Source organism: Pedobacter sp. KH_004 (assembly GCF_057840755.1).
Genome location: NZ_CM174519.1, coordinates 746,288 through 771,785, shown reverse-complemented (window position 1 = coordinate 771,785; position 25,498 = coordinate 746,288). Strand labels below are relative to the sequence as shown.

General features: G+C 36.7%; 24 protein-coding genes and 1 pseudogene. 14 read left to right on the top strand and 11 right to left on the bottom strand.

Annotated features, from left to right (window positions below):
• The first annotated feature begins 331 nt into the window (after positions 1-331).
• Both rho and pssA read left to right on the top strand, forming a co-directional pair.
• Positions 332-2,071, top strand: a complete 1,740-nt coding sequence (rho, locus tag AC3ITD_RS03530; RefSeq protein WP_489364038.1) for a transcription termination factor Rho — start codon at positions 332-334, stop codon at positions 2,069-2,071.
• A 96-nt stretch (positions 2,072-2,167) separates the two neighbouring features.
• A complete protein-coding gene (gene pssA / locus AC3ITD_RS03525) occupies positions 2,168-2,869 on the top strand; it encodes a CDP-diacylglycerol--serine O-phosphatidyltransferase (protein WP_265797612.1) in 702 nt (233 codons plus the stop codon).
• A gap of 157 nt (positions 2,870-3,026) precedes the next feature.
• Here the strand turns inward: pssA and AC3ITD_RS03520 are convergent, their stop codons facing one another.
• Both AC3ITD_RS03520 and folK read right to left on the bottom strand, forming a co-directional pair.
• On the bottom strand, positions 3,027-3,398 hold the full coding sequence (locus AC3ITD_RS03520) for an Hpt domain-containing protein (RefSeq protein ID WP_489364035.1): 372 nt from the start codon (positions 3,396-3,398) through the stop codon (positions 3,027-3,029).
• Positions 3,399-3,415: 17 nt separating this feature from the next.
• Positions 3,416-3,922, bottom strand: a complete 507-nt coding sequence (gene folK, locus AC3ITD_RS03515) for a 2-amino-4-hydroxy-6-hydroxymethyldihydropteridine diphosphokinase (RefSeq protein ID WP_489364033.1) — start codon at positions 3,920-3,922, stop codon at positions 3,416-3,418.
• A 38-nt stretch (positions 3,923-3,960) separates the two neighbouring features.
• On the opposite strand from folK, the gene sppA reads away from it, so the two are divergent.
• A complete protein-coding gene (sppA, locus tag AC3ITD_RS03510) occupies positions 3,961-5,727 on the top strand; it encodes a signal peptide peptidase SppA (RefSeq protein ID WP_489364031.1) in 1,767 nt (588 codons plus the stop codon).
• Between the two features lie 111 nt (positions 5,728-5,838).
• Here the strand turns inward: sppA and AC3ITD_RS03505 are convergent, their stop codons facing one another.
• Positions 5,839-6,465, bottom strand: coding sequence for a hypothetical protein (locus AC3ITD_RS03505; RefSeq protein WP_489364029.1), 627 nt, complete (start codon positions 6,463-6,465; stop codon positions 5,839-5,841).
• Between the two features lie 87 nt (positions 6,466-6,552).
• On the opposite strand from AC3ITD_RS03505, the gene AC3ITD_RS03500 reads away from it, so the two are divergent.
• From AC3ITD_RS03500 to murA, 7 genes are all read left to right on the top strand, one after another.
• A complete protein-coding gene (locus AC3ITD_RS03500) occupies positions 6,553-8,229 on the top strand; it encodes a helix-hairpin-helix domain-containing protein (protein WP_489364027.1) in 1,677 nt (558 codons plus the stop codon).
• A gap of 141 nt (positions 8,230-8,370) precedes the next feature.
• Positions 8,371-8,976 carry a DUF4254 domain-containing protein gene (locus AC3ITD_RS03495; protein WP_265797620.1) on the top strand — a complete coding sequence of 202 codons (606 nt, stop codon included), beginning with the start codon at positions 8,371-8,373 and terminating at the stop codon, positions 8,974-8,976.
• A 10-nt stretch (positions 8,977-8,986) separates the two neighbouring features.
• Positions 8,987-9,499 carry a hypothetical protein gene (locus tag AC3ITD_RS03490; RefSeq protein WP_265797621.1) on the top strand — a complete coding sequence of 171 codons (513 nt, stop codon included), beginning with the start codon at positions 8,987-8,989 and terminating at the stop codon, positions 9,497-9,499.
• The gene (locus AC3ITD_RS03485) at positions 9,492-10,523 is read left to right on the top strand and encodes a glycosyltransferase family 9 protein (RefSeq protein ID WP_489364025.1); all 1,032 of its coding nucleotides are present in this window, start codon (positions 9,492-9,494) and stop codon (positions 10,521-10,523) included. The genes AC3ITD_RS03490 and AC3ITD_RS03485 overlap by 8 nt, the downstream gene beginning before the upstream one ends.
• Positions 10,516-11,013, top strand: a complete 498-nt coding sequence (locus AC3ITD_RS03480; RefSeq protein WP_489364023.1) for a SixA phosphatase family protein — start codon at positions 10,516-10,518, stop codon at positions 11,011-11,013. The genes AC3ITD_RS03485 and AC3ITD_RS03480 overlap by 8 nt, the downstream gene beginning before the upstream one ends.
• A 638-nt stretch (positions 11,014-11,651) precedes the next feature.
• Complete coding sequence (locus AC3ITD_RS03475) at positions 11,652-12,347, top strand: DUF4290 domain-containing protein (protein ID WP_265797624.1); 696 nt, start codon at positions 11,652-11,654, stop codon at positions 12,345-12,347.
• Positions 12,348-12,441: 94 nt separating this feature from the next.
• A complete protein-coding gene (gene murA / locus AC3ITD_RS03470; RefSeq protein WP_265798001.1) occupies positions 12,442-13,767 on the top strand; it encodes a UDP-N-acetylglucosamine 1-carboxyvinyltransferase in 1,326 nt (441 codons plus the stop codon).
• Between the two features lie 301 nt (positions 13,768-14,068).
• Here murA and AC3ITD_RS03465 read toward each other — a convergent pair.
• From AC3ITD_RS03465 to AC3ITD_RS03430, 8 genes and pseudogenes are all read right to left on the bottom strand, one after another.
• Positions 14,069-15,519: pseudogene (locus AC3ITD_RS03465) on the bottom strand (IS1182 family transposase).
• A gap of 316 nt (positions 15,520-15,835) precedes the next feature.
• A complete protein-coding gene (locus AC3ITD_RS03460) occupies positions 15,836-17,197 on the bottom strand; it encodes a pyridoxal-phosphate dependent enzyme (RefSeq protein WP_489364021.1) in 1,362 nt (453 codons plus the stop codon).
• Positions 17,198-17,528: 331 nt separating this feature from the next.
• Complete coding sequence (gene dprA, locus AC3ITD_RS03455) at positions 17,529-18,449, bottom strand: DNA-processing protein DprA (RefSeq protein ID WP_489364019.1); 921 nt, start codon at positions 18,447-18,449, stop codon at positions 17,529-17,531.
• Between the two features lie 176 nt (positions 18,450-18,625).
• Positions 18,626-18,892, bottom strand: coding sequence for a hypothetical protein (locus AC3ITD_RS03450; protein WP_056849724.1), 267 nt, complete (start codon positions 18,890-18,892; stop codon positions 18,626-18,628).
• 134 nt (positions 18,893-19,026) lie between these two features.
• Positions 19,027-20,541 (bottom strand): S41 family peptidase, encoded by a 1,515-nt coding sequence (locus AC3ITD_RS03445; protein WP_489364017.1) that lies wholly within the window; start codon positions 20,539-20,541, stop codon positions 19,027-19,029.
• Between the two features lie 2 nt (positions 20,542-20,543).
• The gene (locus AC3ITD_RS03440; protein ID WP_489364015.1) at positions 20,544-21,152 is read right to left on the bottom strand and encodes an HAD hydrolase-like protein; all 609 of its coding nucleotides are present in this window, start codon (positions 21,150-21,152) and stop codon (positions 20,544-20,546) included.
• 1 nt (position 21,153) lies between these two features.
• On the bottom strand, positions 21,154-21,633 hold the full coding sequence (locus AC3ITD_RS03435) for a hypothetical protein (RefSeq protein WP_489364013.1): 480 nt from the start codon (positions 21,631-21,633) through the stop codon (positions 21,154-21,156).
• Positions 21,634-21,732: 99 nt separating this feature from the next.
• Positions 21,733-22,383 (bottom strand): ABC transporter ATP-binding protein, encoded by a 651-nt coding sequence (locus AC3ITD_RS03430; protein WP_265798002.1) that lies wholly within the window; start codon positions 22,381-22,383, stop codon positions 21,733-21,735.
• A gap of 223 nt (positions 22,384-22,606) precedes the next feature.
• Here AC3ITD_RS03430 and AC3ITD_RS03425 point away from each other — a divergent pair, with 223 nt between their 5' ends.
• The 4 genes from AC3ITD_RS03425 to AC3ITD_RS03410 are packed head-to-tail and all read left to right on the top strand — an operon-like array spanning position 22,607 to position 25,483.
• Complete coding sequence (locus tag AC3ITD_RS03425) at positions 22,607-23,242, top strand: hypothetical protein (protein WP_489364011.1); 636 nt, start codon at positions 22,607-22,609, stop codon at positions 23,240-23,242.
• A gap of 1 nt (position 23,243) precedes the next feature.
• Positions 23,244-23,540: a winged helix-turn-helix domain-containing protein gene (locus AC3ITD_RS03420; RefSeq protein WP_265797630.1), complete on the top strand. Its 297-nt coding sequence runs from the start codon at positions 23,244-23,246 to the stop codon at positions 23,538-23,540.
• A 56-nt stretch (positions 23,541-23,596) separates the two neighbouring features.
• Positions 23,597-23,896, top strand: coding sequence for a hypothetical protein (locus AC3ITD_RS03415; protein ID WP_489364009.1), 300 nt, complete (start codon positions 23,597-23,599; stop codon positions 23,894-23,896).
• A 3-nt stretch (positions 23,897-23,899) separates the two neighbouring features.
• Positions 23,900-25,483, top strand: a complete 1,584-nt coding sequence (locus AC3ITD_RS03410) for a DUF4153 domain-containing protein (RefSeq protein WP_489364007.1) — start codon at positions 23,900-23,902, stop codon at positions 25,481-25,483.
• Positions 25,484-25,498 lie beyond the last annotated feature (15 nt).

Here is a 25,498-nt window from a genome sequence, read left to right as displayed (position 1 = left end):
TAAACTTTTTCTTGCGGATTACGTTTCAAATACATACAATTGCAACATAATTCTCAACCGTTTATCTGAATATCCCAGAAAAATTTTATCAAGACTTGTTTTTTGTTACCATTTTTTAAAAGCGAAAATCGTTTTTATTCAGCTCGTAAACATTTATGAAACATTTTGAGTATATCTATTAGCCAGCTCATCACAGTTTTATAGCCTTAAGAATTTATACACAAAAAAACCGCTGGGCTTACGCAATCACAAGAGAAGCCTTTGCACATTTTATGACAGGAAGCATCCGTTGTAAACAAATGAAAAATTTCTTGAAACATATATATTTAGAATGTTTAGTAAAACAGAATTAAATGATAAGCTCACACCAGAATTACGTGAGCTTGCAAAATCTTATGGCATTGAAGGTGCCGAATCCCTTAGAAAAATTGACCTTGTTGAAGTACTGTTACACCAGCAAGAAATCATAAATGCAGCTAAAGCAGGCACAGGAGCAGATCCATACAGCGAAAGCGAACCGGTTGCAGTTGCTCCTGCTCCAAAAACTAAAGCAGCCAAAGCAGAAAAAACTACAAAAGTTGCTGCATCAGCCACTGCTGCTCCTTCTACTCTAGAAAAACCAGAAAAACCGGTTAAAAAAAGAGCAAGATTAAGTAAAGATGAACCTGCAGCTCCAATTGAAAGAAGAAGAGATTCGGTTACTTTGTTTGATGAGCCGCAACACCAACAACAACCAGAAAGACAACCAGACAGAATTGTTGAATCGGAAGACGGTGGAAGCAAACCAATTTCTGCTTTAATTGAAGAATCGGCGGAAGTGATTCCTGCGGCTCCGAGACAAAAACAAGAGCCAAGAGAAAAGCAAGAAAAACCTCAACGTGAAGATAACCGCCAGCAGAAACAACCTGGAGGCGGTAACCACCACAAAAACGAAAACAGTTACTCTAACTTAGATTTCGATAACGTAATTACAAACGAGGGCGTTTTAGAAATTATGCCTGATGGTTACGGTTTCTTACGCTCTGCAGATTACAACTACTTAACCTCTCCTGATGATATTTATGTATCTCAATCACAAATTAAACTTTTTGGCTTAAAAACTGGCGATACCGTTAAAGGAAGTATTCGTCCGCCGAAAGAAGGCGAAAAATATTTCCCATTAGTTCGTGTAGAAACCATTAATGGTAGAATTCCTGCCGAAGTTCGTGACCGCGTACCTTTCGATTATTTAACACCACTCTTTCCAACCGAAAAATTAAATCTTTTTACGGATAACAGCAACTACTCTACCCGTATTATGGATTTGTTTACACCAATTGGTAAAGGACAACGTGGGTTAATTGTAGCTCAACCAAAAACCGGAAAAACCAATTTATTAAAAGAGGTTGCAAATGCAATTGCTAAAAATCATCCAGAAGTTTATTTAATTATCCTTTTAATTGATGAGCGCCCGGAAGAGGTTACCGATATGGCTCGTAGCGTAAGGGCTGAGGTTATTGCCTCTACTTTCGATGAGCCAGCTGAACGACACGTAAAAATTGCCAACATTGTTTTAGAAAAATCCAAGCGTTTGGTAGAAAGCGGACACGATGTGGTTATCCTTTTAGATTCGATTACACGTTTAGCACGTGCTTACAACACCACTGCTCCTGCATCGGGTAAAATTTTATCTGGTGGTGTTGATGCTAATGCATTACATAAACCAAAACGTTTCTTTGGTGCTGCCCGGAACATCGAAAACGGAGGTTCATTAACGATTTTAGCCACTGCATTAACCGATACAGGTTCTAAAATGGACGAAGTGATCTTCGAAGAATTTAAAGGAACTGGTAACATGGAATTACAATTAGACCGTAAATTATCGAATAAACGTATCTTCCCTGCTATTGATATAACAGCTTCGAGTACTCGTAGAGATGATTTGTTGCTAGACAGAGATATTCTACAACGTGTTTGGATTTTACGTAACCACCTGGCAGATATGAATAGCCAAGAGGCGATGGAATTTGTACAAGCTCAGATAAAAGGTACAAAAAGCAATGAAGAATTTTTAATTTCGATGAACAGCTAGTAGAGTGTTAAAAGTTAAAGGTTTAAAGTTGAAAGTTTTCGAAATGCGAATCCAGCCACTTTAAACTTTTAACTTTATACTTTCAACTCAAAATAAATGAAAAGGCATATCCCTAATGCGATTACCTGTGCAAATCTGTTTTCTGGTTGTATCGGAATCGTTTTTGCTTTTAAAGGCGATTTACAAACCGCTGCCTATTTCGTCATTCTTTCGGGCATTTTCGATTTTTTTGATGGAATGGCTGCCCGATTGTTGAATGTAAAGTCGGCGATTGGAAAAGATTTGGATTCGTTGGCAGACATGGTAAGTTTTGGTTTTTTACCAGGCGTGATTATGTTTCAGCTGCTAAAAGCCAGTGATTATACTTCTGAATATTTACCCTATTTAGGTTTCTTTATTACTGTTTTTTCAGCCTTGCGATTAGCAAAATTTAATAATGATGAGCGCCAAACCGAAGATTTTATTGGCTTAAATACGCCAATGAATACGCTGTTTATCTGTTCGTTACCGTTTATTTCGATGGATTATCCTCAGGTAATTGGTTCTACGATGCTATTAGTTGCCATCACTGCAATTAGTAGTTTTCTCTTGATTAGTGAGATCAAGATTTTCTCTTTGAAGTTTAGTGATTTGAGCTGGGCAAAAAATAAATTAAAATTCATTTTTCTAATGATATCAGCAGTGCTAATTGCTGTCTTACACTTCGCCGCCCTTCCTTTTGTTTTGGTACTCTATATCAGTTTATCAATCCTACATTTTAGAGGTGCTGGCCGCAGCAATATAATAAGTTCGAAATAGTTGCAAGTAATTTTTTACTTCATCCTCATGCTGAATTTGTTTCAGCATCTCTTTCATTAAATAGCCTGAAATAAATTCAGGGCAACGCCTGCTTTAACGTAATCCTGAATAATAATTTAAACTAAAGCCAAACTTGAGCTTTTCAAAAAATCAGTTATCAGTTAGATTGAATCTCATTTTTAGCGACTTCCAATTGAGCATAGATCTCGACTAACAAGGCTTTCAAGCATTCAACATCTGCGGGAATTTGCTCCACCGCGATCTGATTTCGGGCATTGTCTTCGATAGACTGAACAAAATCTTTAACATCGCTCCGTCCCACATAGCTAAATGTTGGCTTAATTTTATGCGCACAATTGCCTACGTTATCCCAATTTTCACTTGATAAAGCATCTTCCAACTCGGCCAGATAGAAAGGCGTTTGTTCAATAAACGTGTCAAAAACTTCGATCATAAATTCTGGATTATGACCAACCATTTCTTTAAGATATGATAAATCTAAGGGATGATTATCATGATTCTCTTGCATATAACAAAGCTAGATATTTACAATTTCTTAACGTCTAATTTATCTGTAATATTTTCAAAAATATCCAAAAGAGTTTTCCCCAAAATGGGATGTACAACAGCTGGGGCAATTTCAGCCAGGGGCGCCATTACAAATCTTCTTTCTTGCATATGCGGATGAGGTACCTGAAGTTTATTTTTGATATCAATAACCTCATTTCCATATAGAATTAAATCAATATCAATTAAACGCTCTCCCCATTTATCTTTCCTAACTCTGCCTAATTTTTTTTCAATCTCTAGTGCCTTGTCTAAAACTTCAATAGCAGGAAAGTTAGTCTCAACGGCTACGGCTTGATTTAAAAATGAGGGTTGATCAGTTTTGCCCCATGCTGCAGTTTCATACAAAGCGGAAATTGAAACTACTGAGCCTATATTTTCTGCTATGAGTGCAATTGCTTTACGCAAATTATCTTCTCTATCACCCAAATTTCCACCCAGTAACAAATAAGCGGTTTGGTACTCTAAAGCCGTATTAAGCATCATGTATTTTTATATCTTTACGGCACAAAATTAACATTTAAATGAAAGATTTTTTCAAGTATCTATTTGCCTCAATGCTAGGATTTTTCCTATCAGCAGTTATTGTTTTCATCATCATCTTTGTAATTATCGTTGGAGCTATTTCTTCCATCGATAGTGATAAAACCGTTAATGTATCAAACAACTCGGTACTATTTTTAAACTTAGACCAACCCATTACAGAACGTACTCCAAAAAATCCGTTTGGAAATCTGCCCATTGTTGGGGGTACCGAAAAAGACGGAATTGGATTAAATGATTTGTTAAAATCTATTCAAAGGGCTAAAACTGATGACAATATTAAATGTATTTATTTGAATGTGAGCAGTCCGAATGCTGGTTTTGCCACTATGCGTGAGGTAAGAAATGCTTTAATTGATTTCAAAAAATCACATAAAAAAATTATTGCTTACAGTGAGGTTTTTACCCAAGGCGCATATTATCTGGCATCTGCTGCTGATAAAGTTTATTTAAATCCCGAAGGAGCTTTGGAATTTAAAGGTTTTAGTTCTGAACTCACATTTTTTAAAGGTACGCTGGAAAAAGTAGGCGTAGAAATGCAGGTGATTCGTGTTGGTAATTACAAAAGTGCGGTAGAACCTTTCATTTTAGATAAAATGAGTGATTATAACCGTAAACAAGTTACCGCTTATGTGGGTGGTTTGTACAATACATTTTTAACTGATATTGCTAAAAGCAGAGATATTCAAAAAGATAGTTTGTACAAAATTGCTGATGATTATAGAGTTAGAGAACCTCAGGATGCGGTTAACTTTAAAATGGTTGATGCACTAAAATATAAAGATCAAATTTTAGAAGAATTAAAGGGATTATCAGGCAGAACCAGAGGCGAAAATGTACGTACTGTGTCTATTAATGATTATGTTAAGAACAATATCGAAACGGGTTCTGGAAAGGATAAAGTTGCAGTAATCTATGCCAATGGCGAAATTAGTGGCGGCGAGGGCAACGATAACCAAATTGGTTCAGAACGCATTTCGAGAACAATTCGTAAAGCTCGTTTAGATGATGACATTAAAGCAGTTGTAATCCGTGTAAATTCTCCGGGCGGTAGTGCATTAGCATCGGATGTGATTTGGAGAGAAATCGTATTAACAAAAAAGGAAAAACCTGTTATCGCTTCATTTGGCGATGTTGCGGCATCTGGGGGGTATTACATCGGTTGTGCTGCCGATAGCATTTTTGTTCAGCCAAACACTATTACCGGATCTATTGGTGTATTTGGCCTCATTCCAAATTTTCAAAACTTGATGACCAACAAATTGGGAATTACTTTCGATGGTGTCAAAACCGGCAAATACGCTGATATTATGGCAACAAACCGCCCGATGACTGCTGGAGAAAGATTCATTATTCAAAATGAACTAAACAGAATTTATAGTGGCTTTGTAAGTCGCGTGGCAGATGGCAGAAAGAAAAGCAAAGCTTATATTGATAGCATTGGTGGTGGCCACGTTTGGATTGGAACCGACGCCGTTCAAATTGGTTTGGCTGATAGAATTGGAAGTTTCAACGACGCGATTAAGGCTGCAGCAAAAAAAGCAAAAATAAAGGAATACAAAGTGGTGGAATACCCTGATGTTGTCGATCCTTTGAAATCGTTTATGGATGAAAGTACAGACAGGATCAAGACTTACTACACCAAACAAGAGTTGGGCGATAATTATATGCTTTATCAGCAAATGAAAAAAGTTATTGCCAGTTCAGGAATTCAGGCAAGGATGCCTTTTGAAGCAGTTATAAAGTAATACTTAATGGAAAAAGTAAGAGAGATTATGGCATCGACCAACTCCGCTCTTACTTTTTCCCTTTTTCCTATTCCCCTTTTCAATTCTCTATCCCCTGTTCCCTATTCCAACTTATTCAATCATTTTCCACTCCGGATGTAAAGTCAAATAAGTTCCATTAACCGATTGATTCATCGGATGAACAGTTAGAGAAATACTTTTTCCTTTCAAAAAATCAAATCCAATCCCGTCTTGCTTGGCATCGTAAACGGTCACGGTATCTTTTCGCTCATTTAAATAAGTAGAAATTCGTTCCATAGCAGGGAATTTCAATTTCGTGTGCGATTCATTTAATCCAACAGTGAAACCATCCTGGGTTTTGTACTTCGGTGAAGTAATTCTAATTTGTTTCACATCTTTCACTCGCATGGACGAATCTCGATAAGATGAATAAACAGCAATTTCACCTCCTTGTTCACCTACAGAATCTTTGCTAAACCAAATACCCCAGGCCTTGCCCATTGCCGCATCGCCAGCATCGGGTTTACCAAGCAACGCTCCTACTTTTTCCATATTCTCACCCAGAGAAATTTCACCCACTGAGCGACCTGGAACAATCAAATAGCGAGAATCGACTATGCGGCCTGGGCCCGACTCAATACTTTCGATTGAATCGGTTTTATGCTGCGAGTTTTCCGAAGATTGACAAGCTGCCATACTAATGGTCAAGCCAAGAAGGATGATTTTTGAGGATTTCATGACTCTAGAACAACACATTAATTAATTCTGTTTGAAAAAATACCGCTCCCAAAAGTTTTAACGCTTTATTTCATAATTTTACAGCTTATGGAAAACAAAACCATCGCCCGTACCTTACGCCTCTTATCGCAGTTAATGGAATTACATGAAGTAAATCCATTCAAAATAAAATCAATAGCCAATGCTTATTTTAAGGTTGATAAACTCCCTTTTGCACTTAAAGACAAACCTTTGGATGAGATCGATAAAATTGATGGTATTGGTAAAAGTTTGGCAGGAAAAATCATCGAATTATTGCAAACCGGCAAACTTAAAGAACTAAATGATATTATAGGAGAAACACCCGAAGGCGTTGTAGAAATGCTCAGTATCAAAGGGATTGGTCCAAAGAAAATTTTAATTATTTGGCGAACCTTAGGCATTGAAAGTATGGGCGAACTTTATTATGCCTGCAACGAAAACCGATTAATTGAAGCGAAAGGTTTTGGCTTAAAAACACAAGAAGAGATTAAAAATGCTATTGAGTTTAAGCTGGCAGCAAACGGTAGATTCCTTTACGCTCAAGTGGAAGGCTTTGCAAACACCGTATACGCACAAATATCCGAATGGTTAATTAAAGTTGATAACCATTCTTCCTTAGCCTTTGCGGGTCAATTTCGCCGTGCTTGCGAAATTATTGATGAGTTGGAATTTGTAATCGGTGCTGAACAGGTAGAGGAAGTACAAACCAGACTGGAGACTTTTGAACCGCTTTCGTTAATTGCTGGCGAAGATTGTTTCATTACTACAACGGAAGCTGGTTTGAGAATTAAAGTTTTTGTTGTTGATAAATCTGATTTTTATTTAGAATGGTTTAAACTGACGGGAAATACCGAACACGTTGAACAGGTTTTAAAATTGACTGGCGATGGTCCTTTTAAAAGTGAAGAGGCTGTTTACAATAAAGCTGGATTAGCATTTATTGAGCCTGAACTGCGTGAAGGTTTAGATGAAATAGCATTAGCCAAAGAAAACAATCTACCCAAACTTATCACGGACGAAGACTTAAAAGGAAGTTTGCATAATCATTCTACGTGGAGCGATGGAGTTCATACGCTTGAGCAGATGGCGGTCTATTGCAAAGACACACTGAACTTAAAATATTTAGGCATCTGCGACCACTCGAAAACAGCAGTTTATGCAAAAGGGTTAAATGAGCAACGTGTTTTTGCACAACATCTCGAAATTGATGAGTTGAACAAGAAATTATCACCTCTTAAAATTTTTAAAGGTATTGAAAGTGATATACTAAGCGATGGTTCTTTGGATTATTCCGACGAAGTACTTAAAACTTTCGATTTCGTGGTGGCATCTGTGCACAGCAACCTTCGAATGGATGAATCCAAAGCGACTGCCCGGTTATTAAAAGCAATTGAAAATCCCTACACCACTATTTTGGGGCACCCAACAGGGCGTTTGTTGTTAAGCAGAGCAGGTTACTCGATTGATTATAAAAAAGTAATTGATGCCTGTGCCGCAAATAAGGTCGTTATCGAAATTAATGCAAATCCTTTACGTTTGGATTTAGATTGGCGTTGGCATCGTTATGCTTTGGAAAAAGGCGTTTTGCTGTCAGTAAACCCCGATGCTCACAGAACTGAGGGATTCCACGACATGCGTTACGGAATTTTAGTGGCCCGCAAAGGTGGATTAAGCGCCGATAAATGTCTAAATGCTTTTTCTTTAGAGGAAATAACGGAATATTTTAACGCTAAAAGAGGTTAGCCGCAGATTTGCAGATTAAATGTTGTTTCATAAATAACCACAGATAGACAGGATCAACACAGATTTTCTTTTAGGATTTAACGATTCCTCAATCGGTGTTCACCTGTGAAAATCTGTTGTAAAAAACCCTAACTTTGCCTCATGATCAGTGAAATTGCCAACCGCATCTTTAATGAAGTAATTACAGATTACCATAAGTTTGATGATATTGACCATCCGGTTGAAAATCCTTATGATGCCGAGACTTTAGAACATCTTTTCTATATTAAAAATTGGATTGACACAGCCCAGTGGCATATGGAAGATGTGGTTCGTAACCCGCAGATCGACCCTGTTGACGGTTTGAAATGGAAGAGACGTATTGATGCCCAAAACCAGGTGCGTACCGACATGGTAGAGTTTATAGATGGATATTTCTTGAATCTTTATCGCGGGATTTCGGCTTTTCCAAATGCGAAAATCAACACGGAAAGCCCGGCTTGGGCTATAGACAGGCTTTCCATTTTGGCTTTAAAAATATACCACATGCAGGAAGAAGCAGAACGAGAAAGTGCATCAGCTGAACACCGTGAGCAATGTCAAACAAAACTCAATGTTTTATTAACGCAACGCGAAGATTTATCGACAAGCATAAATGAACTATTGGCTGATATTGAGGCTGGCAAAAAATACATGAAAGTTTATAAACAAATGAAAATGTATAACGACCCTAGCCTAAATCCGGTGTTGTATAACAGTAAAGTATAACTGCGGGTATATGATTAAAAAATCATTTTTCTGGATATTTGTTTTAGTATTGCTGTTTACGAGTTGCCAAAGTGGCACCAGTTTGGAGATAGAAAAAGATGAGTATCCGGAAATACCCTGTTTCCCAAAAATAACAGGTAAGAAACTTTACTTAAAACCAATTGAAGTTGATAGTTTAAATTTAGATTCTTCCAGCTTGTCTGGTGCGTTTAAAAGCTATGATGATTCATTCATAAATCATAATGACTCAACTTTTAATACGTATTATTCTATCGTTATAGCCAAAACGAAATCTGCAACTTTTAAGGATGGTTTCCCACAAAGTGATGTCGATTCCCCTATTCGAATGCATTATTACACAATAGCTTTTGAAGGTTTAACTGCGAAAACGAAAATCGATTTTACTAAACAGCTTTGTCCTAAAATAATAAGAAAAAAACATAGCGTGTATTTTCTTTATCAACCGAGAAACGGCAAAATGCTGCAGGCTTATCAGTTATCATTTATAAGAGACAATGGTTAAAACGAGCAGAATTATCGTTTTACGTTTTTCAGCCATGGGCGATGTGGCAATGGTAGCTTCTGTTTTGAAAGAATTTTCTCAGCAAAATCCATCAGTAGAAATTATATTGGTCAGTCGTGATGCCTTTGAACCATTTTTTGATGGCATTGAAAATTTAACTTTTCATGCCATTCAACCCAAAACCATCCACAGAGGCATTTCCGGGCTGTATAAACTTTACAAGGCGCTCCGAAAATATAAACCAACAGCCATTGCAGATTTGCATGATAATTTGAGAAGCAGAGCGATTGCAACTTTTTTTCGATTAACTGGTATCAAAATTAAGCGAATTGATAAAGGCAGAGTAGAGAAAAAAGCTTTAACGCGGTCTGTTAATAAAATTTTTCAACCCTTACGACAAACTGTAGAACGTTATGCTGATGTATTCCGCGAATTAGGTTTTGAGATTAATCTGAGCCATAAGCTTAAAAAAAAGCCGGAGAAATTACCGGTAAAAGCTGAATATTTATTTAAAGATGAAACGAAAAAGAAACTAGGGATCTCCCCTTTTGCACAGCACATTTATAAGGTTTATCCGTTAGAAAAAATGGAGGTAGTGATTGCTGGCTTATCTGCTTCGGGCTATAAAATTTTTATTTTCGGCGGCGGCAGAACCGAACAGGCAACTGCTGAACAATGGGCCAAAATTTATCCAAACACGCATAATTTAATTGGCAATTTTAACCTTACAGAAGAACTTGCAATTATTTCCAATTTGGATTTGATGCTCAGTATGGATTCGTCAGGTATGCACATGGCCTCATTGGTGGGTATTCCTGTAGTTTCTGTTTGGGGCCCGACACATCCTTATGCGGGGTTTTTAGGCTATGGTCAGTTGGAAAGCGATTGTATCCAAATTGACCATCCTAATCGGCCAAATTCTATTTATGGAAACAAACCATGTATGTGTGGTGTTGAGAGCTGTATGGATTTAATAAATCCTGAAACGATTTTAAAGAAAATTAAAAAAAAACTAAATGGCTAAGCAATTATTATTGGTTCGTCACGGAAAATCAGACTGGGCAAATTTAGATTTAAAAGATTTTGATCGTCCGTTGAACAAACGTGGTAAAGAGAATGCACCAGAAATGGCAGAACGCTTAATCAATAAGGGGTTCAAATTCGATTTGATGGTAAGCAGTCCGGCAAAGCGAGCTAAATCTACAGCAAAATTCTTTGCTGAAGCTTATCAAATTGATGATATTCAATACGAAGAAGAGATTTACGAGGCAAATACAGCTACACTTTTGAAAGTTGTAAACGGTTTGAATGATGAGGCAGATACCGTTATTATGTTTGGTCATAACCCTGGGTTTACTGATTTAGCGAATGAATTAAGCGGTGCTGATATTGCCAATATCCCAACAGCAGGAATGGTGTTAATATCTTTTCCTTTCAATTCATGGAAGATGCTGAGCAGAGGAACGGGGGATTTGGTGTTTTTTGATTATCCAAAGAATACGGATGAAGTGTAGTTTTTTGCCACGGAAACACGGAAGACACGGAAAATCGAGAAGTCGTTCTTCTCCGACCTAAGCGGAGAATCTTTGTAATTTAAAGTATAGATTTTCGCCATAGATGTAATTAAAAATATTGTAGTATGAGCGAGAGTTTTATTGATTTGATTGGTAAAGTTTTTTGGTATTTGATTTTTTTAACTCCTATAATTACGCTACCAGTAACTTTTAGATTAAATAGATTAAAAAATGTTGATAAAATTTATAAAATCATTATTGGAATCACTCTAGCCTTTATTCTGTCATTCTTCTTTTATATTTTCAGCATACTAATAATTTTTAGAAACGGCGTGGGACCGAGCTAAATTTTTTATCCTAAAAGCACAATACTTTATTAAATAAACCTGATTGCAATGAGAAGCCACAATTTTTTAGGGCTTGTAATGTAAAGCAGGGCTGAAAACCTAAAAGAACCACAACCCTTCATTTACAAATAAAATCTAAAATCGTAACCCTAAAATCGTAATTTTAATTATCTTTGAACTATAAATAACGAAAGTCCGGCAATAGACATTTCGGTGAATTCATAACCTCATCTCCTCTGGTTATTTCATAATTCGTATCGCCGGAAGATTTATCCATTAAATTATCTGTACATGAATTTTGATTATAATACTACGCGTAGCCATTTGATTTTATCAGAATATGGCCGTAACGTTCAGAATATGGTGAAGTATATTTGCGAATTACCAACTATTGAAGAACGTAATAAATATGCCCAGGCGGTTATCGACCTGATGGGATTTTTGCAACCGCACTTACGTGATGTTGCCGATTTTAAACATAAACTTTGGGATCACTTGCACATTATTTCTGGCTATCAGATTGATGTAGAAAGCCCTTATCCAAAACCTTTACCGGAAAATGCTTTTAAAAAACCAGAGCCACTTCCTTATCCTCAGCAGCGGATTACCTACAAACATTACGGTAAAACGGTTGAGAATTTGATTGAAAAAGCTATGCGGGAGGAAAATCCGGAGCATAAAAAAGCTATGGTGCAGGGAATCGCGAACTTTATGAAAATGGCTTACGTTACCTGGAACAAGGATAATGTAAGTGATGACACGATAATCAAAGATTTGAAATATCTTTCTGGCGGATTATTATCTCTTGATGAGGGTGTGAACTTGGCTAAAGTTGAGTTTAGAGCTCAGAATCCTCGTCAAAATACTAATAATAATAACCGCGGAAGAACGAATAACAACAATAATAATAATAACGGAAAGAATCGTCAAAACAATAACAACAATAATAATCGCGGACGAAACAATAATAATAAACCTAAATACTAATAACTACAGCGTCATTCTGAACTTGATTCAGAATCATCGACATAGATGCTGAAATAAATTCAGCATGACGAATGGGTTAGCAAAAGAAAAATATATGAATGCATTTGAGATAACAGGCGGAATTAAATTAAAAGGCGAAATCACTCCTCAAGGTGCCAAAAACGAGGCCTTACAGATTCTATCTGCAGTTTTACTTACACAAGAGAAAGTAACCATCAGCAATATTCCTGATATTAAAGATGTAAATAAACTGATTGAGCTTTTGGGCGATTTGGGTGTCGCTGTTGAGCGCATCGACAAAGATACTTATACCTTCGAAGCAAAAGACATTAATTTAAATTTCTTTGAATCAGACACTTTTAAAGCTAAGGGTGGTGGTTTACGTGGTTCAATTATGATTGTTGGTCCGTTGTTGGCACGTTTTGGTAAAGCTGCAATTCCTAAACCTGGTGGCGATAAAATCGGTAGAAGAAGATTGGATACGCACTTTATCGGTTTCGAAAAGTTGGGTGCAAAATTCATTTATGATAGTAAAAAAGCTTTCTTCAATGTTGATGCTACTGATTTAAAAGGTGCTTATATCCTGTTAGATGAGGCTTCGGTTACCGGAACAGCTAATATTGTAATGGCTGCCGTTTTGGCTAAAGGCACCACAACGATTTACAATGCTGCATGCGAACCTTATCTACAGCAGCTTTGTAAAATGCTAAACCGCATGGGTGCAAAAATCTCTGGTATTGGTTCGAATTTGTTAACCATTGAGGGTGTTAAGGTTCTAGGTGGAACAGAACACAGAATGTTACCTGACATGATTGAGATTGGCTCTTTCATCGGCATGGCAGCAATGACTGAATCTGAAATCACTATTAAAAACGTTTGTTATGATGAGCTGGGCGTAATACCTGAAGTATTTAAGAAACTGGGTATTAAATTAGAACGCAGAGGTGATGATATTTATGTGCCATCGCAAAAGCATTATGAAATTGATACCTTTATAGATGGTTCGATTTTAACGATTGCTGATTCTCCTTGGCCAGGATTCACTCCTGATTTATTGAGTATCGTTTTGGTTGTGGCTACACAAGCAAAAGGAAACGTTTTAATTCACCAAAAAATGTTTGAAAGTCGTTTATTCTTTGTGGATAAATTGATTGACATGGGCGCTCAAATTATTCTTTGTGATCCACACCGTGCTACTGTTAACGGTATTGATAAAAAATACAAACTTCGGGGTATCAGCATGACCTCTCCAGATATTAGAGCAGGAGTTTCGTTGTTAATCGCCGCCCTTTCTGCTGAAGGTAAATCAACTATTTACAACATTGAGCAAATTGAGCGTGGTTACCAGGATATTGATACGCGTTTAAGAGCTTTAGGTGCGCAGATTAAGCGTGTAAACGCTGATGCGCCAAGCCATTAAAGATTTTTAGAGTTCAAAGTTGAAGGTTTAAAGTTGAAAGACTAATGCTGATAGCCTGATAGACTAAAGAGAAATAGCATAATGCAAAAACGCCCGGGTAAAATTGAGGGCACTGAAAAAGTAGACATAAATTGGTCTTCAAACTCAACAGCGGATGAATAGCTTTTAAAAGTTGTTCATCCGCTTTCTTTTTTGAGACATTTCAGTTTCTTATTTGATAACGTACATTCCATTCGATATGGAGAGCTGGAGCAAACTGTTAGTTTGATCTATAGAATTATATAGATTATTATCCTTTTTTTCAAAATTTGAGAATTCTCTTAAGATTAACCACAAATATCGCAAGTGCACCTTGCATTCTCATGTTTTCCAGGCCATAGGAATTTGCTCTGTCATATCCATGAACATTTTTCAATTCACTATTTTTTGCTTCAATTTTATATCTATGTCTTGATTTTCCCTGAAGTACTCGCTTTGCTGGAATATTTCCTGTTCTTTATGCTCATCTGGCTTTATTGTAACCGAGTACGTTCTGCTTTTAGCTTCTGCCTTGTAGCAGCCATCTCTTAGCGGGCATGTTTTACATTTTTCGACGTCGAAATAATAGGTCATTGCCTGGTTTTTCCTGTCTACCTTTCTGCCCTGTACCCGTTTGTACATAGCCAGGTGCCCTGCAGGACATACGAACATATCGGCATCTTTGTTATAATCAAACTTTTCTTCCTCTTTTCTTGCGCCATGGGTAATGGCAGGGTTCATCCTGGCAACTATCCTTAACTTATTTCCCTTCACATCACAGAGCTTGAGATTGTTCTTCCCGGCATAAGCTGCATCGCCTATGATGGTATCCACCTCCATTCCGTTTGCCTGGGCCTGGTTCAACAGTTTTGGTAGTTCAGGCCCATCTCCTTTCTCTGCTGATGTGACAACAGCAGCCGTTATAATACGCTCCTCTGTCATTGCCAAATGAGTTTTGTAGCCAAAAAAGCTGCTGTCGGCTGTTTTGTGGCCAGTCCTAGCATCCATATCTTTGGATATTGTATAATTCTCCCGGGTGTCTTCAACTGTTTCCTTTAACAGGTTCAGTTTCTCCTTTACTGCAGGGATCTCACTTAGTGTTTCATCAGACTCGATAAGTTTTTGCAGTTCGCTAGAGTATTCTATTTCCCTTAGGATATCGTTTGATTCATTCTTCTGGGGCATCCGGGTTTTGAAATCATCATCCATTGAATATACTGCTCTTCGAAGCAACTTCGAACGTTGTCTTAATACCTCAATAGGTGAATATGGGTTGGATCTGGAAAGTGAATGCGTAGCATCGACAATGATGGATTTGGATTTTATAATACCCTTCTCTAGGGCTAAAGAAACGGTTTTTCCAATCAACAGGTTTAAGAGATCCATATCCTTAAGACGAAGCTTTCGGAACTTGGTCAGCGAGCTTGGATTGATCACGTCTTCTTCAGGGGACATCTCCAGAAAATATTTAAAGGACATATCATAGCGGGAACGATCCACGACATCAACATCAGAAATGGTATAGATCGTCTTCAATAACAAATATTTGAACATGCGCACCGGACTCTCAGCATTACGGCCATTGTCCGGGCAGTATTTGCCTATTAGCTCATCATAGATAAAGCTAAAATCTATTAGCTCATTAATCTTGCGAAGTAAATTCTCCTTAGGAATAATCAGGTCATAAAGCCTGGAAAACTCGCTAAACTGGATTTTTTGTTGTTGAAGAAGCATCTTAAAGGCAGTAATTATATAACTTTAAAATACAAAAAAAGGAGCAGAAAAACTAATTTTCTACTCCTTTTATCCTTTTTAAAAAGGGACTTTTTCAGTGCCCTCGTAAAATTATCCGGGCATTTTTTTTGTGATTTCTCGTTCACGTAACAAGCAATATATCTGCCGCTAGTTGATCACTCAAGCATTAAGATTGCTTCGTACCTCGCAATGACGACCGACTTAAGAATGATTCGAATTAATTGCAAACATTTTCCATTCTCTATTTCCTATTCTCTATGTCCCATTCGCTATTTCTACTCCTCAACCAGCATCCTTACCCCGATATCGCATTTATAATGTCATATTGAGTAATAATTTCAATATTCCCTGATTCATCTTCAACTAAAACAGCAGAATTTTCTTTGTTAATTAGCGATGAAATTTTATCAATAGAAGTATTCAAATCAACGAAAGGAAAAGTTGCCGTCATGATTTCTGATATCGGTGCAGATTTCAGTCCCGGGTTTTCAAGCAAAGCAGTTAAGATATCGCTCTCCGCAATTTTACCCACAATCATTCCTTGTTGCGTTACCGGAATTTGCGAAATATTCATCGATTTGATCGTATTGATCGCTTCTAAAACAGTCTTTGTTGCATCAAGGGTTACAATTTCTGTAGCTTCCTTTTTAGCTAGAATTGATTTTGCTGTTAGTTTTTCATCCTGTAAAAAGCCTCGTTCGCGTAACCAATCTTCATTGTACATCTTGCCCATATAACGGCTCCCGTGGTCATGAAAAATAACCACTACAACATCTTCTGGTTTTAACTTATCTTTCAATTGGATTAACCCGCCAATTGCTGCGCCGGCAGAGTTTCCAACGAAAATACCTTCCTTCCGGGCAATATCGCGGGTCATTAAAGCGGCATCTTTATCGGTTACTTTTTCAAATAAATCAATTACATCGAAATTTACATTGGCTGGTAAAAAATCTTCGCCAATTCCTTCGGTGATGTAGGGATAGATTTCATCCTTATCAAAAATTCCGGTTTCCTTATATTTTTTGAAAACTGAACCGTAAGTGTCGATCCCCCAAACCTGGATATTCGGATTTTTCTCTTTCAGATACTTACCAGTTCCAGAAATTGTTCCCCCGGTTCCTACACCTACAACCAGGTGAGTAATTTTGCCCTCAGTTTGTTCCCAAATTTCAGGACCAGTTTGTTCATAGTGAGCGGCAGTATTTGCCAAATTATCATATTGATTTGGCTTCCACGAATTAGGAACTTCACGCTCTAAACGAGAAGAAACAGAATAATAAGAACGCGGATCTTCTGGCTCTACATTTGTTGGACAAACAATAACCTCAGCACCAAAAGCACGTAAAGCATCTACTTTTTCTTTAGATTGTTTGTCAGTTGTAGTGAAAATACATTTGTAACCTTTGATAATGGCAGCCATCGCCAAGCCCATACCTGTATTTCCTGATGTTCCCTCAATAATGGTTCCGCCAGGTTTTAACTTACCACTCTTCTCTGCATCTTCAATCATTTTTACCGCCATACGATCTTTGATTGAATTACCTGGATTGGTAGTTTCTATTTTTGCCAAAATTGTTCCAGGAACACCTTTCGTAATTGTATTTAATTTCACCAATGGCGTATTACCAATGGTTTCTAATATGTTATTGTACCACATGATACAAAATTAAGCAAAGCTATTAACTATTTTATAAACTATATTTTATTTAAAATATAATTTTAATAAAATAATTTTAACGAAATTTTATTCTATAATCTATCAATAAGATAGGTATTATAGATTGATTATTAGGCAAAATGCAATATTGGTTCTAGGTTAGCGGCAGATTCGCAGATTAGAAATCACTTATAACATCTAATAAATTACAAATACTAAGACGCTGAAATGAATTCAGCATGACGACAGCATAAAAATTTGCGAATCTGCGGCTAACTTACGCCAGTTTATAAACCTTGCCAGGCAATGAAACAATTATCCCTTGCATTTCTTAGGTGAGTATAACTATGGCCAATTTGCTTTGCTGAACAGCTAATGAAATACAAAGTTCATCAATAGAAAGTTGACCGCTTTGTAAAGCATCAACCACTTTCTGCTCATTTGCAGTAAGATTGAGCTGCAACGTAGTTTGCGCTTGTTTCTTCTTTTCTTTCACTTCATCATCCCACCCTAAATAATAAATCAAATCATTTGCATTGTTAATCAACCCTGCCCGATTGGTTTTTATTAAAAAGTTGCAACCTTCAGAAAAAGCATCGTTTGTTCTACCTGGAAAAGCATAAACATCTTTATTGTAAGAGTTTGCAATTTCTGCTGTAATTAACGCCCCACCTCTAATGGATGCCTCAACAACTATTGTGGCATCGGCAATGCCAGCAATAATTCTATTTCTCTGTGGAAAATTTTGTCTGTCGGGATTTGTCAATGTTGGAAACTCGGAAAGTAGGCCCCCGTTTAAAACCATTTTTTGAGAAACTGGTTTATGAATTTGTGGATATAATCGATCTAATCCATTCCCTAATACACCAACGGTGGGTATATCATTGGCAATACATTCGTTGTGAGCGGTAACATCGATACCATAAGCGAGACCACTAACAATTAAAACATTATAAGCCCCTAACACTTCGCAAAGCTGCTTACATAGAGTTTTGCCATACTCAGTTGCATTACGTGTACCTACAATACTAATAATTCTAGAGTGATTCAAATCCGCTTTACCTTTAAAGTAAAGTAAAATTGGAGAATCAAAACAGTTTTTTAAGCGTTTTGGATAATTCTCAACTGTAAAAAACAGAACTTCAATTCCATGCTTTTCAATAAATTTTAACTTTTCATCTGCTCGTTTTAAAGCATCAGTATTTAAAATTGCTTCAACGGTTTTCTCGCCAATACCCGGAATTTGAAGCAATTGATTTTTTGTAGCAGAAAAAACAGCTCAGCGCTGCCGCTATAGGTTAATAAATTTTTGGCATTTACCGGACCAATGGATTTAATGAAATTTAAAGCAATTTTGTGAAGCGTACTCATTAATTTTCAGGCTAAGGTGAATAAATGCGGGATGATTTATTTCCTTAAAAAGACAACCTAAAAATCAATATCAATTAAACTTTTAATTGGGATATGAATATTATTTTTCAGTTGAATGTATTTTTCTGTCACTGCCCAAACCGTAGTGTCTACGCGTTTAGGGCCAATTGTTGTGTTAAAAGTAATCACCGCTTTGGATTTGAACTCATTTCCAAGTCTTTGAGCTTCATCAAGTTTAGTTTTTAGTTCTTCTGTGTGATCTTCTTTTGCATTGATGATATTCAAATAGCTTAAATGTTCTTTTTCTACAATTTCTATTGGCATAGCTTCTCTTTAACGATTAATGTTAAACAAGCTTATCAATTTTTTCGAAGAAAAACAACCGCAAACACTCATTTTATGTAATAATTAACAAAAAAAAACCTCGATTTTCATCGAGGCTAAATTTTAATTTTCTGTTATTTGAACTTCAGTTTTCGAGTTTCGATCATTCCTTTAAATTCGTGGTCAAGTTTTTCGTTGTTGCTATCGATTACCTGCCTAGATACGCCAGAAGTGCTACTTAATGTGCTTTCTTTTAAATATGAGGTGAATGCACCTGTAGCAGAATAATTTAAAGCCTGGGCTAATAATTTTTCTGATGGGTCTCCGAAGTCTTTAGTCAAATCATCAACTACATCTTTATCTACTGCCATTCCATCGAAATAATCGCCGAAGCCTGATTGATTTTTGGTTTGAAACTGAGGGATGTACAAGTCTTTTTTATCGATTCTGAGAGAGAAAAACCCAACAGGTTTGCCGTAGGTTTTTCTTCCAATTAACTTTACATCCATTACTGGTTTTAAATTGTTAATCAACAACTCGCTTGCAGATGCTGTTCCGCCAGCAACTAAAAAATAAACCCTGGTTAGTCCATTTAAACTTCCGCGTTTAGCGAAGACTTCTTGATTTCCAGCAGCTGGAGTAGGTTTATAAGAATAATCGAAGAATGAATACAATCTTGTTACCCCATCATTACCTTTGCCATAAAATTTCTGGTTTTCTAAAATTGTAGCCTGACCATCTTGCATAGTTTTTGTCCAATAAGTGGTATACATTATTTTTCCGTTTTGCGATGCCGGAGCTATTAAATTCGTAAAAGCTTCTGATGTTGCAACTGAACCTCCGCCATTGTAACGCAAATCAACTACTAATTCGGTAATTCCATCCGTTGTAAACTTAGTAAAGGCAGCATCCAATAAAGGAACAGAATTGGTGGTGAAGCTGTTAAAAACAATATAACCAACTTTTTTCGACCCTACGGTATATGTATTTGTGTATAGAATAGGATTAATATTATAACTGCCTCTGTTGATTACCAAATCTTGTGAAGTACCATCAGGTTTTACAACAGTCATCGATATACCGGGATTACTACCAAAAATACCATCGTTTAAATTGTCGATATCGCTTTGGCTGGTTCTTAAGGTTGTTCTACCATTCACTCGGGTGATCTGATAGCCCCTTTTTAAACCGGCAAGAGCCGCAGGAGAGGTAGCGTAAACAGATTTAACCCGTAATAAATTATTAGCATCGTAATTTGCTGAAAACCCATAATCACCACTTACACCGCCCAATTGCCCAGCAACTGCACCGTTATCAATAAACGAATACTTATCTTTTCCACCTGTGCTTGGCAAAGCCGCAAGCGCTGCTAATACTTGATCATCGTTCGCATACTTGCGTGGATTAAAGGTATCATAATCAGGCATGCCCACATTCCAGAAGTAAGTTTGTTTCGCATATAAAAAGATAGAATCGCGGGTTAAATAATCACGGTTTGAAGTTGGGGTTTGCAGTGTATTTTTTTCTACTACAGGAGTAGATGAATCTGAATCAGGTTCAGTATTGTTCTTTTTACAAGAAGCTAAAAAACCAGCCGACCCAACTAAAAAGAACAAAATGCTCTTCTTCACATTAACTTTTCTAAACATATCTATTTGTAAATTTCCAGTGACACAATATACGGCAAATTCATTAACTTGGATTGTTGTTCATCAAAATTATTTGCCCCCACAACTAACGCATCATTTGGCGATAAATTGTTGTCGTTTAGTATCTTCTGAAATATTCCTGCCTTCTCTACGCCCATTTCATCTGCAAAGTATACCGTTAAGTAATTTTCCAGTCCGTTCCATTCTGTTTGTTTAATTTTGTTAAGCTGCTGATCTGGATTTCCAGCCGTCACGATAAATATTTTTTTTCTTTCAATGACCAACTCTTGCATAAACTCTAGCAGGTTTTTGAACAATAAAAGTTTTAAAGGCAATCGGGCATTTTGATGCAGCAAATCAAAATTGTATTGGTATTTGGCGTCAATTTCAAAAGCCTTCGCTGTTTTTACGAATAAGTCCTCCACTCCTGATTGCTCGAATTCACCTCTCATGAAATCTAAGATAGCTTGCGCATTTTTTTGCTCGCTATATTCGATAAACTGGACAAATAAATAATAAACCTGAAGCAGATAATCCTTTTCAGGGTAAAGCACATTATCAAGTTCAAAAATGACGATCTGCTTATCTTTCACTAGCTCGTATGCATCCATCTTAAATTGTAAGGAGTTTTAAATCATCGTTTGAATTGTTGTAACCGAAAACGCCGTTAAGTTCCTCGTTCTGTTTTATAAAAATCTCATCTCCGCTAGCGAAAATACATTCACCTTGAATGAATACCGCATAGTTTCCATAGTTGGTCTTTTCAAGCGAAATATAATTCAGTAACGAATCTGCTGGTGGAGTTAACACCTGAATGCCATATTCACCAAACAAAACGGCTGATTTTGCGAGAGGTTCTATCTCATAATTGTGTAACGGGATGATGCAATCAATAGCTTCAGTGATGCAAAAATTCAATAATAAATGTGCAATACTATCTTGATTGAGCTTGCCCAATGAAGTAAAAGCATAATTTTCGGTAACAATGCCCGGAACGTCTCCATAGTCGGCTAGCAGGACAAAATGACTAGGAAATGCCTTCATTAACTTTAAGGCTTTGGCATTATTTCCGCCAGTAATTAATATTTTCAATGTTTAATTGTTATTTGATACTCAGTGTTGAATGGGAAATGGGAAATTGATAGTAGATAACCGGCAATTGATAACTGGTAATTAATAAATGGCAACTTCCTAAACGATCAAACCATCTTTCATCGTTACAACGCGATCGCTTGTTTTAGCCAGGTGTTCGTTATGCGTTACAATTACAAACGTTTGCTGAAAATTATCTCTAAGTGTTACAAATAGCTGGTGTAAGGCTGATGCATTTTCTGAATCAAGATTTCCGGAGGGTTCGTCAGCCAGAATAATTGATGGATTGTTAATTAGTGCTCTTGCAATGGCTACCCGTTGTTGTTCTCCACCCGATAATTGGTTGGGTTTATGGTGGGCTCTGTCTTTCAAACCGAATAAATCAAGCAATTCCAAACCTCGGGTTTCGGCCTGTTTTTTATTCGTTTTAGCAATAAAAGCCGGGATACATACATTTTCCAATGCACTAAATTCAGGCAATAAATGATGAAATTGGAATACAAAACCAATATTTTGGTTGCGAAAAGCGCTTAATAATTCTCCACTTAATTTATTTATGATGGTTCCTTTAAGCTCCACTGCCCCGTCATCAGGTTTATCTAGCGTACCTAAAATATGAAGTAAAGTACTTTTTCCCGCACCAGACGGGCCAATAATACTTACGATCTCCCCTTTCTGAACTTCAAAATTAACACCTTTTAATATTTGCAGATTTCCGTATGATTTTCTTATTCCAGTGGCTTTTAGCATGGCGTAAAAATAGTTAAATTTTTGCTTTCTGAGTGATAAGTTACAGGTTGTAAGCATAAGGCTAGATGTATGACACCCCATTTACATTTTTATTATTTTTCAATCTGTGTAACTCGTTAATCTTTGTAATCGACCCGATAATAATCTGTAAAATCAATTTATTAAAAAAAAGTTTGGAGTTATAAGAATCTTATTTAACTTTGAAAAACAAAGCACTTTCAAAATGAGCAATTCTGAGGAACAACTAAACGCATTAAAAGATATCAGACAAATGATGGATAGATCTTCAAGATTTATCTCATTGAGTGGTTTATCTGGCGTATTTGCTGGAGTTATAGCTTTAATGGGTGCCTACTTTGCAAACGATGAAATTGAAAAATTCATCAACAACAGAGGTTACGGTTATGGAATAGAAGGCGAAATGGACCTGGAATTTAACTTAATCAAACTGGGTGTTTTTGTGTTGGTAATTGCTTTAGCGGGTGGAATTTTGTTTACTTATCGAAAAAGTCAACGGAATAATTTACCAATCTGGGACAAAACGTCCAAATCATTGTTAATTAATTTAGCTATTCCATTGGTAACTGGAGGATTATTTATCATCGCGTTGCTGATTAATCATGCTCATACTTATGCTATTATTGCGCCTTCTTGCCTCATTTTTTATGGACTTTCACTTATTAACGCAAGTAAATATACCTATAGCGATATTCGCTATTTGGGCTTCCTGGAAATCATTTTAGGATTAATTTGTATGTTTTATGTGGGTTACGGGTTAATATTTTGGGCAATTGGCTTCGGCGTACTTCATATTATTTATGGATTGGTGATGTATTTTAAATACGAGAAAGGCCAATAAAATGAAAAATCCAATAGCAGACCTTAATAAAATATTCGATAGCCGAATTCGGCTCGGCGTAATGTCGATGCTGATTGTTAACCATGAAATTAGCTTTAATGATTTGAAACAGATGCTAGAACTTACGGATGGAAACCTCGCCTCGCATCTAAATACCTTAGAACAAGCCCAATTTATTGCGGTACACAAAGGTTTTATAGGGCGTAAAACCAGCACTACTTATTCTATTACCGATTTAGGAAAGCAAGCTTTCAAGGCGCATTTAGATGCGCTTGAAAAAATGATTAACAAACTTTAAACTATTTTTTTTGCACGAACACTTTGAATTTCAAAGCACTTTTAAATCTAACATTCATGAATAGTCAAGCAGAGCCACAGATTGTCAATCAATGCAGACAACTAGCCATCATTTCCGCATCAATCGGAACTACAATTTTTCTTTTCTTTCTTCTTTTCAGGGGAGAAACCCCGATTTTGGGATTAGGGTATCTATTAATCGCGGCGTTAATTAAAGGCATTTTCTTCACAGTCCTTGCGATTTCATGCTATACCCACAAGCAATATTGGCGTAAAATAGTTGCCACGATGATTTTCATGCTGGCTAACATCCCACTGAGTATTTTTTATTGTTTCATGGCACTTAAATTATTTTAAATTATGAAAACGAAATCTAATTACATCCTACTCGCTACCCTTATTGGAGGGATATTATTCAACTTGATGTTTTGGTCAGAAAGATTGGCACTTAACCTACTCATGTACAGTGTATTTGTCTTGAGCATTACCTTTTTCAACAGCGAGGTTGCTAAAACAAAGAAATTTAAAATCTACGCAATGGCGCATTTACTTGCAGCAGTTATGGTGGTGGTTAACAATTCCGATTTATCGCTTGCTACATACTACATCAGTTTCTTATTATTTGTTGGTTTTTCCCATTACCAAAGCATCAGATCAGTTTGGGTAGCACTTATGGCCACAGCACTACAAATTATTGCCATCCCTGCAACCGCATTCAGGCGACTATATGATCTTCAAATCGGGAATTTCAAATTCAGACCATTGCTAAGACCATTAAAATATATCATTCTACCAATTATTATGGTATTTATTTTCATCGGCATCTACAGTGGAGCTAACGCAATTTTTGAAAAATATGCCTCCGAACTTGGAGATAGCATTGCAAAGATACTAACAGATGTATTTGGTTTTATTTTCAGCGACTTAAGCTTCGAGCGCTTCATTCATTTTGGTCTCGGCTTAGCCTTAACCGGTGGGTTACTCATCACCTTTTACGATCGTGTTTTCGAAAAGATTGAATTGAATCTGAATGAAGATCTGCATCGAAAGAAAAGTAGGAGCAGAATTAAAACCCTTTGGAATGAAGTTGCCCAAATATTTATGGGTAGAATGATTTCAAAAAAAATGGCGCTGAAAACCGAATACATTGTCGCGGTGATTTCTTTTGTTGCTTTGAACTTTTTATTACTGATGCTAAATGGAATCGATATTTGGTGGTTATGGCTTAGTAAAGGGAAGCAATTGGCCGAAACGAACTATGCCGCCGAATTACACGATGGCACAAACGCCCTCATCTTCAGTATTATTTTAGCAATGGCCATTATCGTTTACTTTTTTAGAGGGAACTTAAATTTTTATTCAAAAAGCAAAACGTTAAAAATTCTGGCATTTGCGTGGATGATCCAGAATTTTCTATTGATTATTTCTGTTTTCATCAGAGATGCGCATTATATAGAAGTTTATGGCCTTACTTACAAACGTATAGGCGTAATTGTATTTGCCACACTCTGCATAGTGGGCCTGAGCACTGTTTATTTAAAAATAGCCAAGCAAAAAACTTTCTTCTATTTACTAAAGATCAATGGAAATATTTGGTATCTCCTACTATTGGTTTTCACAATGGTGAATTGGGACATTGTTATTGTAAAATACAATTTAGCGAACAGAGAAACCATTGCATTCGATCCGGACTATTTACTTTCCTTATCTGATAAAACGCTTCCAACAATTGATCAGCATAGAAAAAAACTTGATTTAGCCGATGGAAATTTTGGAAGCCTTGCGCCTAAAGGTACAATTCTCATTGGTGCTACAAATGATCAACTTCAATTAAAACTTGATCAACGAATCGGTTTTTTTAAAGAGCGATACAAAAGGGTTAGTTGGCTTTCATTGAATTTGCAGGATTGGAATACAGCAAAATATTTTGGAACAGAAAGATGAAAAGGCATTGCAACA

Bases quoted from the DNA above. Each gene is read 5' to 3' on its own strand.
- AC3ITD_RS03480 (WP_489364023.1), top strand. From the start codon at position 10,516: ATGGCTAAGCAATTATTATTGGTTCGTCACGGAAAATCAGACTGGGCA.
- AC3ITD_RS03475 (WP_265797624.1), top strand. From the start codon at position 11,652: ATGAATTTTGATTATAATACTACGCGTAGCCATTTGATTTTATCAGAA.
- AC3ITD_RS03410 (WP_489364007.1), top strand. From the start codon at position 23,900: ATGAAAACGAAATCTAATTACATCCTACTCGCTACCCTTATTGGAGGG.
- sppA (WP_489364031.1), top strand. From the start codon at position 3,961: ATGAAAGATTTTTTCAAGTATCTATTTGCCTCAATGCTAGGATTTTTC.
- rho (WP_489364038.1), top strand. From the start codon at position 332: ATGTTTAGTAAAACAGAATTAAATGATAAGCTCACACCAGAATTACGT.
- folK (WP_489364033.1), bottom strand. From the start codon at position 3,922: ATGATGCTTAATACGGCTTTAGAGTACCAAACCGCTTATTTGTTACTG.
- AC3ITD_RS03485 (WP_489364025.1), top strand. From the start codon at position 9,492: ATGGTTAAAACGAGCAGAATTATCGTTTTACGTTTTTCAGCCATGGGC.
- murA (WP_265798001.1), top strand. From the start codon at position 12,442: ATGAATGCATTTGAGATAACAGGCGGAATTAAATTAAAAGGCGAAATC.
- AC3ITD_RS03505 (WP_489364029.1), bottom strand. From the start codon at position 6,465: ATGAAATCCTCAAAAATCATCCTTCTTGGCTTGACCATTAGTATGGCA.
- pssA (WP_265797612.1), top strand. From the start codon at position 2,168: ATGAAAAGGCATATCCCTAATGCGATTACCTGTGCAAATCTGTTTTCT.
- AC3ITD_RS03460 (WP_489364021.1), bottom strand. From the start codon at position 17,197: ATGTGGTACAATAACATATTAGAAACCATTGGTAATACGCCATTGGTG.
- AC3ITD_RS03425 (WP_489364011.1), top strand. From the start codon at position 22,607: ATGAGCAATTCTGAGGAACAACTAAACGCATTAAAAGATATCAGACAA.
- AC3ITD_RS03440 (WP_489364015.1), bottom strand. From the start codon at position 21,152: ATGGATGCATACGAGCTAGTGAAAGATAAGCAGATCGTCATTTTTGAA.
- AC3ITD_RS03520 (WP_489364035.1), bottom strand. From the start codon at position 3,398: ATGCAAGAGAATCATGATAATCATCCCTTAGATTTATCATATCTTAAA.
- AC3ITD_RS03420 (WP_265797630.1), top strand. From the start codon at position 23,244: ATGAAAAATCCAATAGCAGACCTTAATAAAATATTCGATAGCCGAATT.
- AC3ITD_RS03430 (WP_265798002.1), bottom strand. From the start codon at position 22,383: ATGCTAAAAGCCACTGGAATAAGAAAATCATACGGAAATCTGCAAATA.
- AC3ITD_RS03495 (WP_265797620.1), top strand. From the start codon at position 8,371: ATGATCAGTGAAATTGCCAACCGCATCTTTAATGAAGTAATTACAGAT.
- AC3ITD_RS03450 (WP_056849724.1), bottom strand. From the start codon at position 18,892: ATGCCAATAGAAATTGTAGAAAAAGAACATTTAAGCTATTTGAATATC.
- AC3ITD_RS03445 (WP_489364017.1), bottom strand. From the start codon at position 20,541: ATGTTTAGAAAAGTTAATGTGAAGAAGAGCATTTTGTTCTTTTTAGTT.
- AC3ITD_RS03415 (WP_489364009.1), top strand. From the start codon at position 23,597: ATGAATAGTCAAGCAGAGCCACAGATTGTCAATCAATGCAGACAACTA.
- AC3ITD_RS03500 (WP_489364027.1), top strand. From the start codon at position 6,553: ATGGAAAACAAAACCATCGCCCGTACCTTACGCCTCTTATCGCAGTTA.
- AC3ITD_RS03490 (WP_265797621.1), top strand. From the start codon at position 8,987: ATGATTAAAAAATCATTTTTCTGGATATTTGTTTTAGTATTGCTGTTT.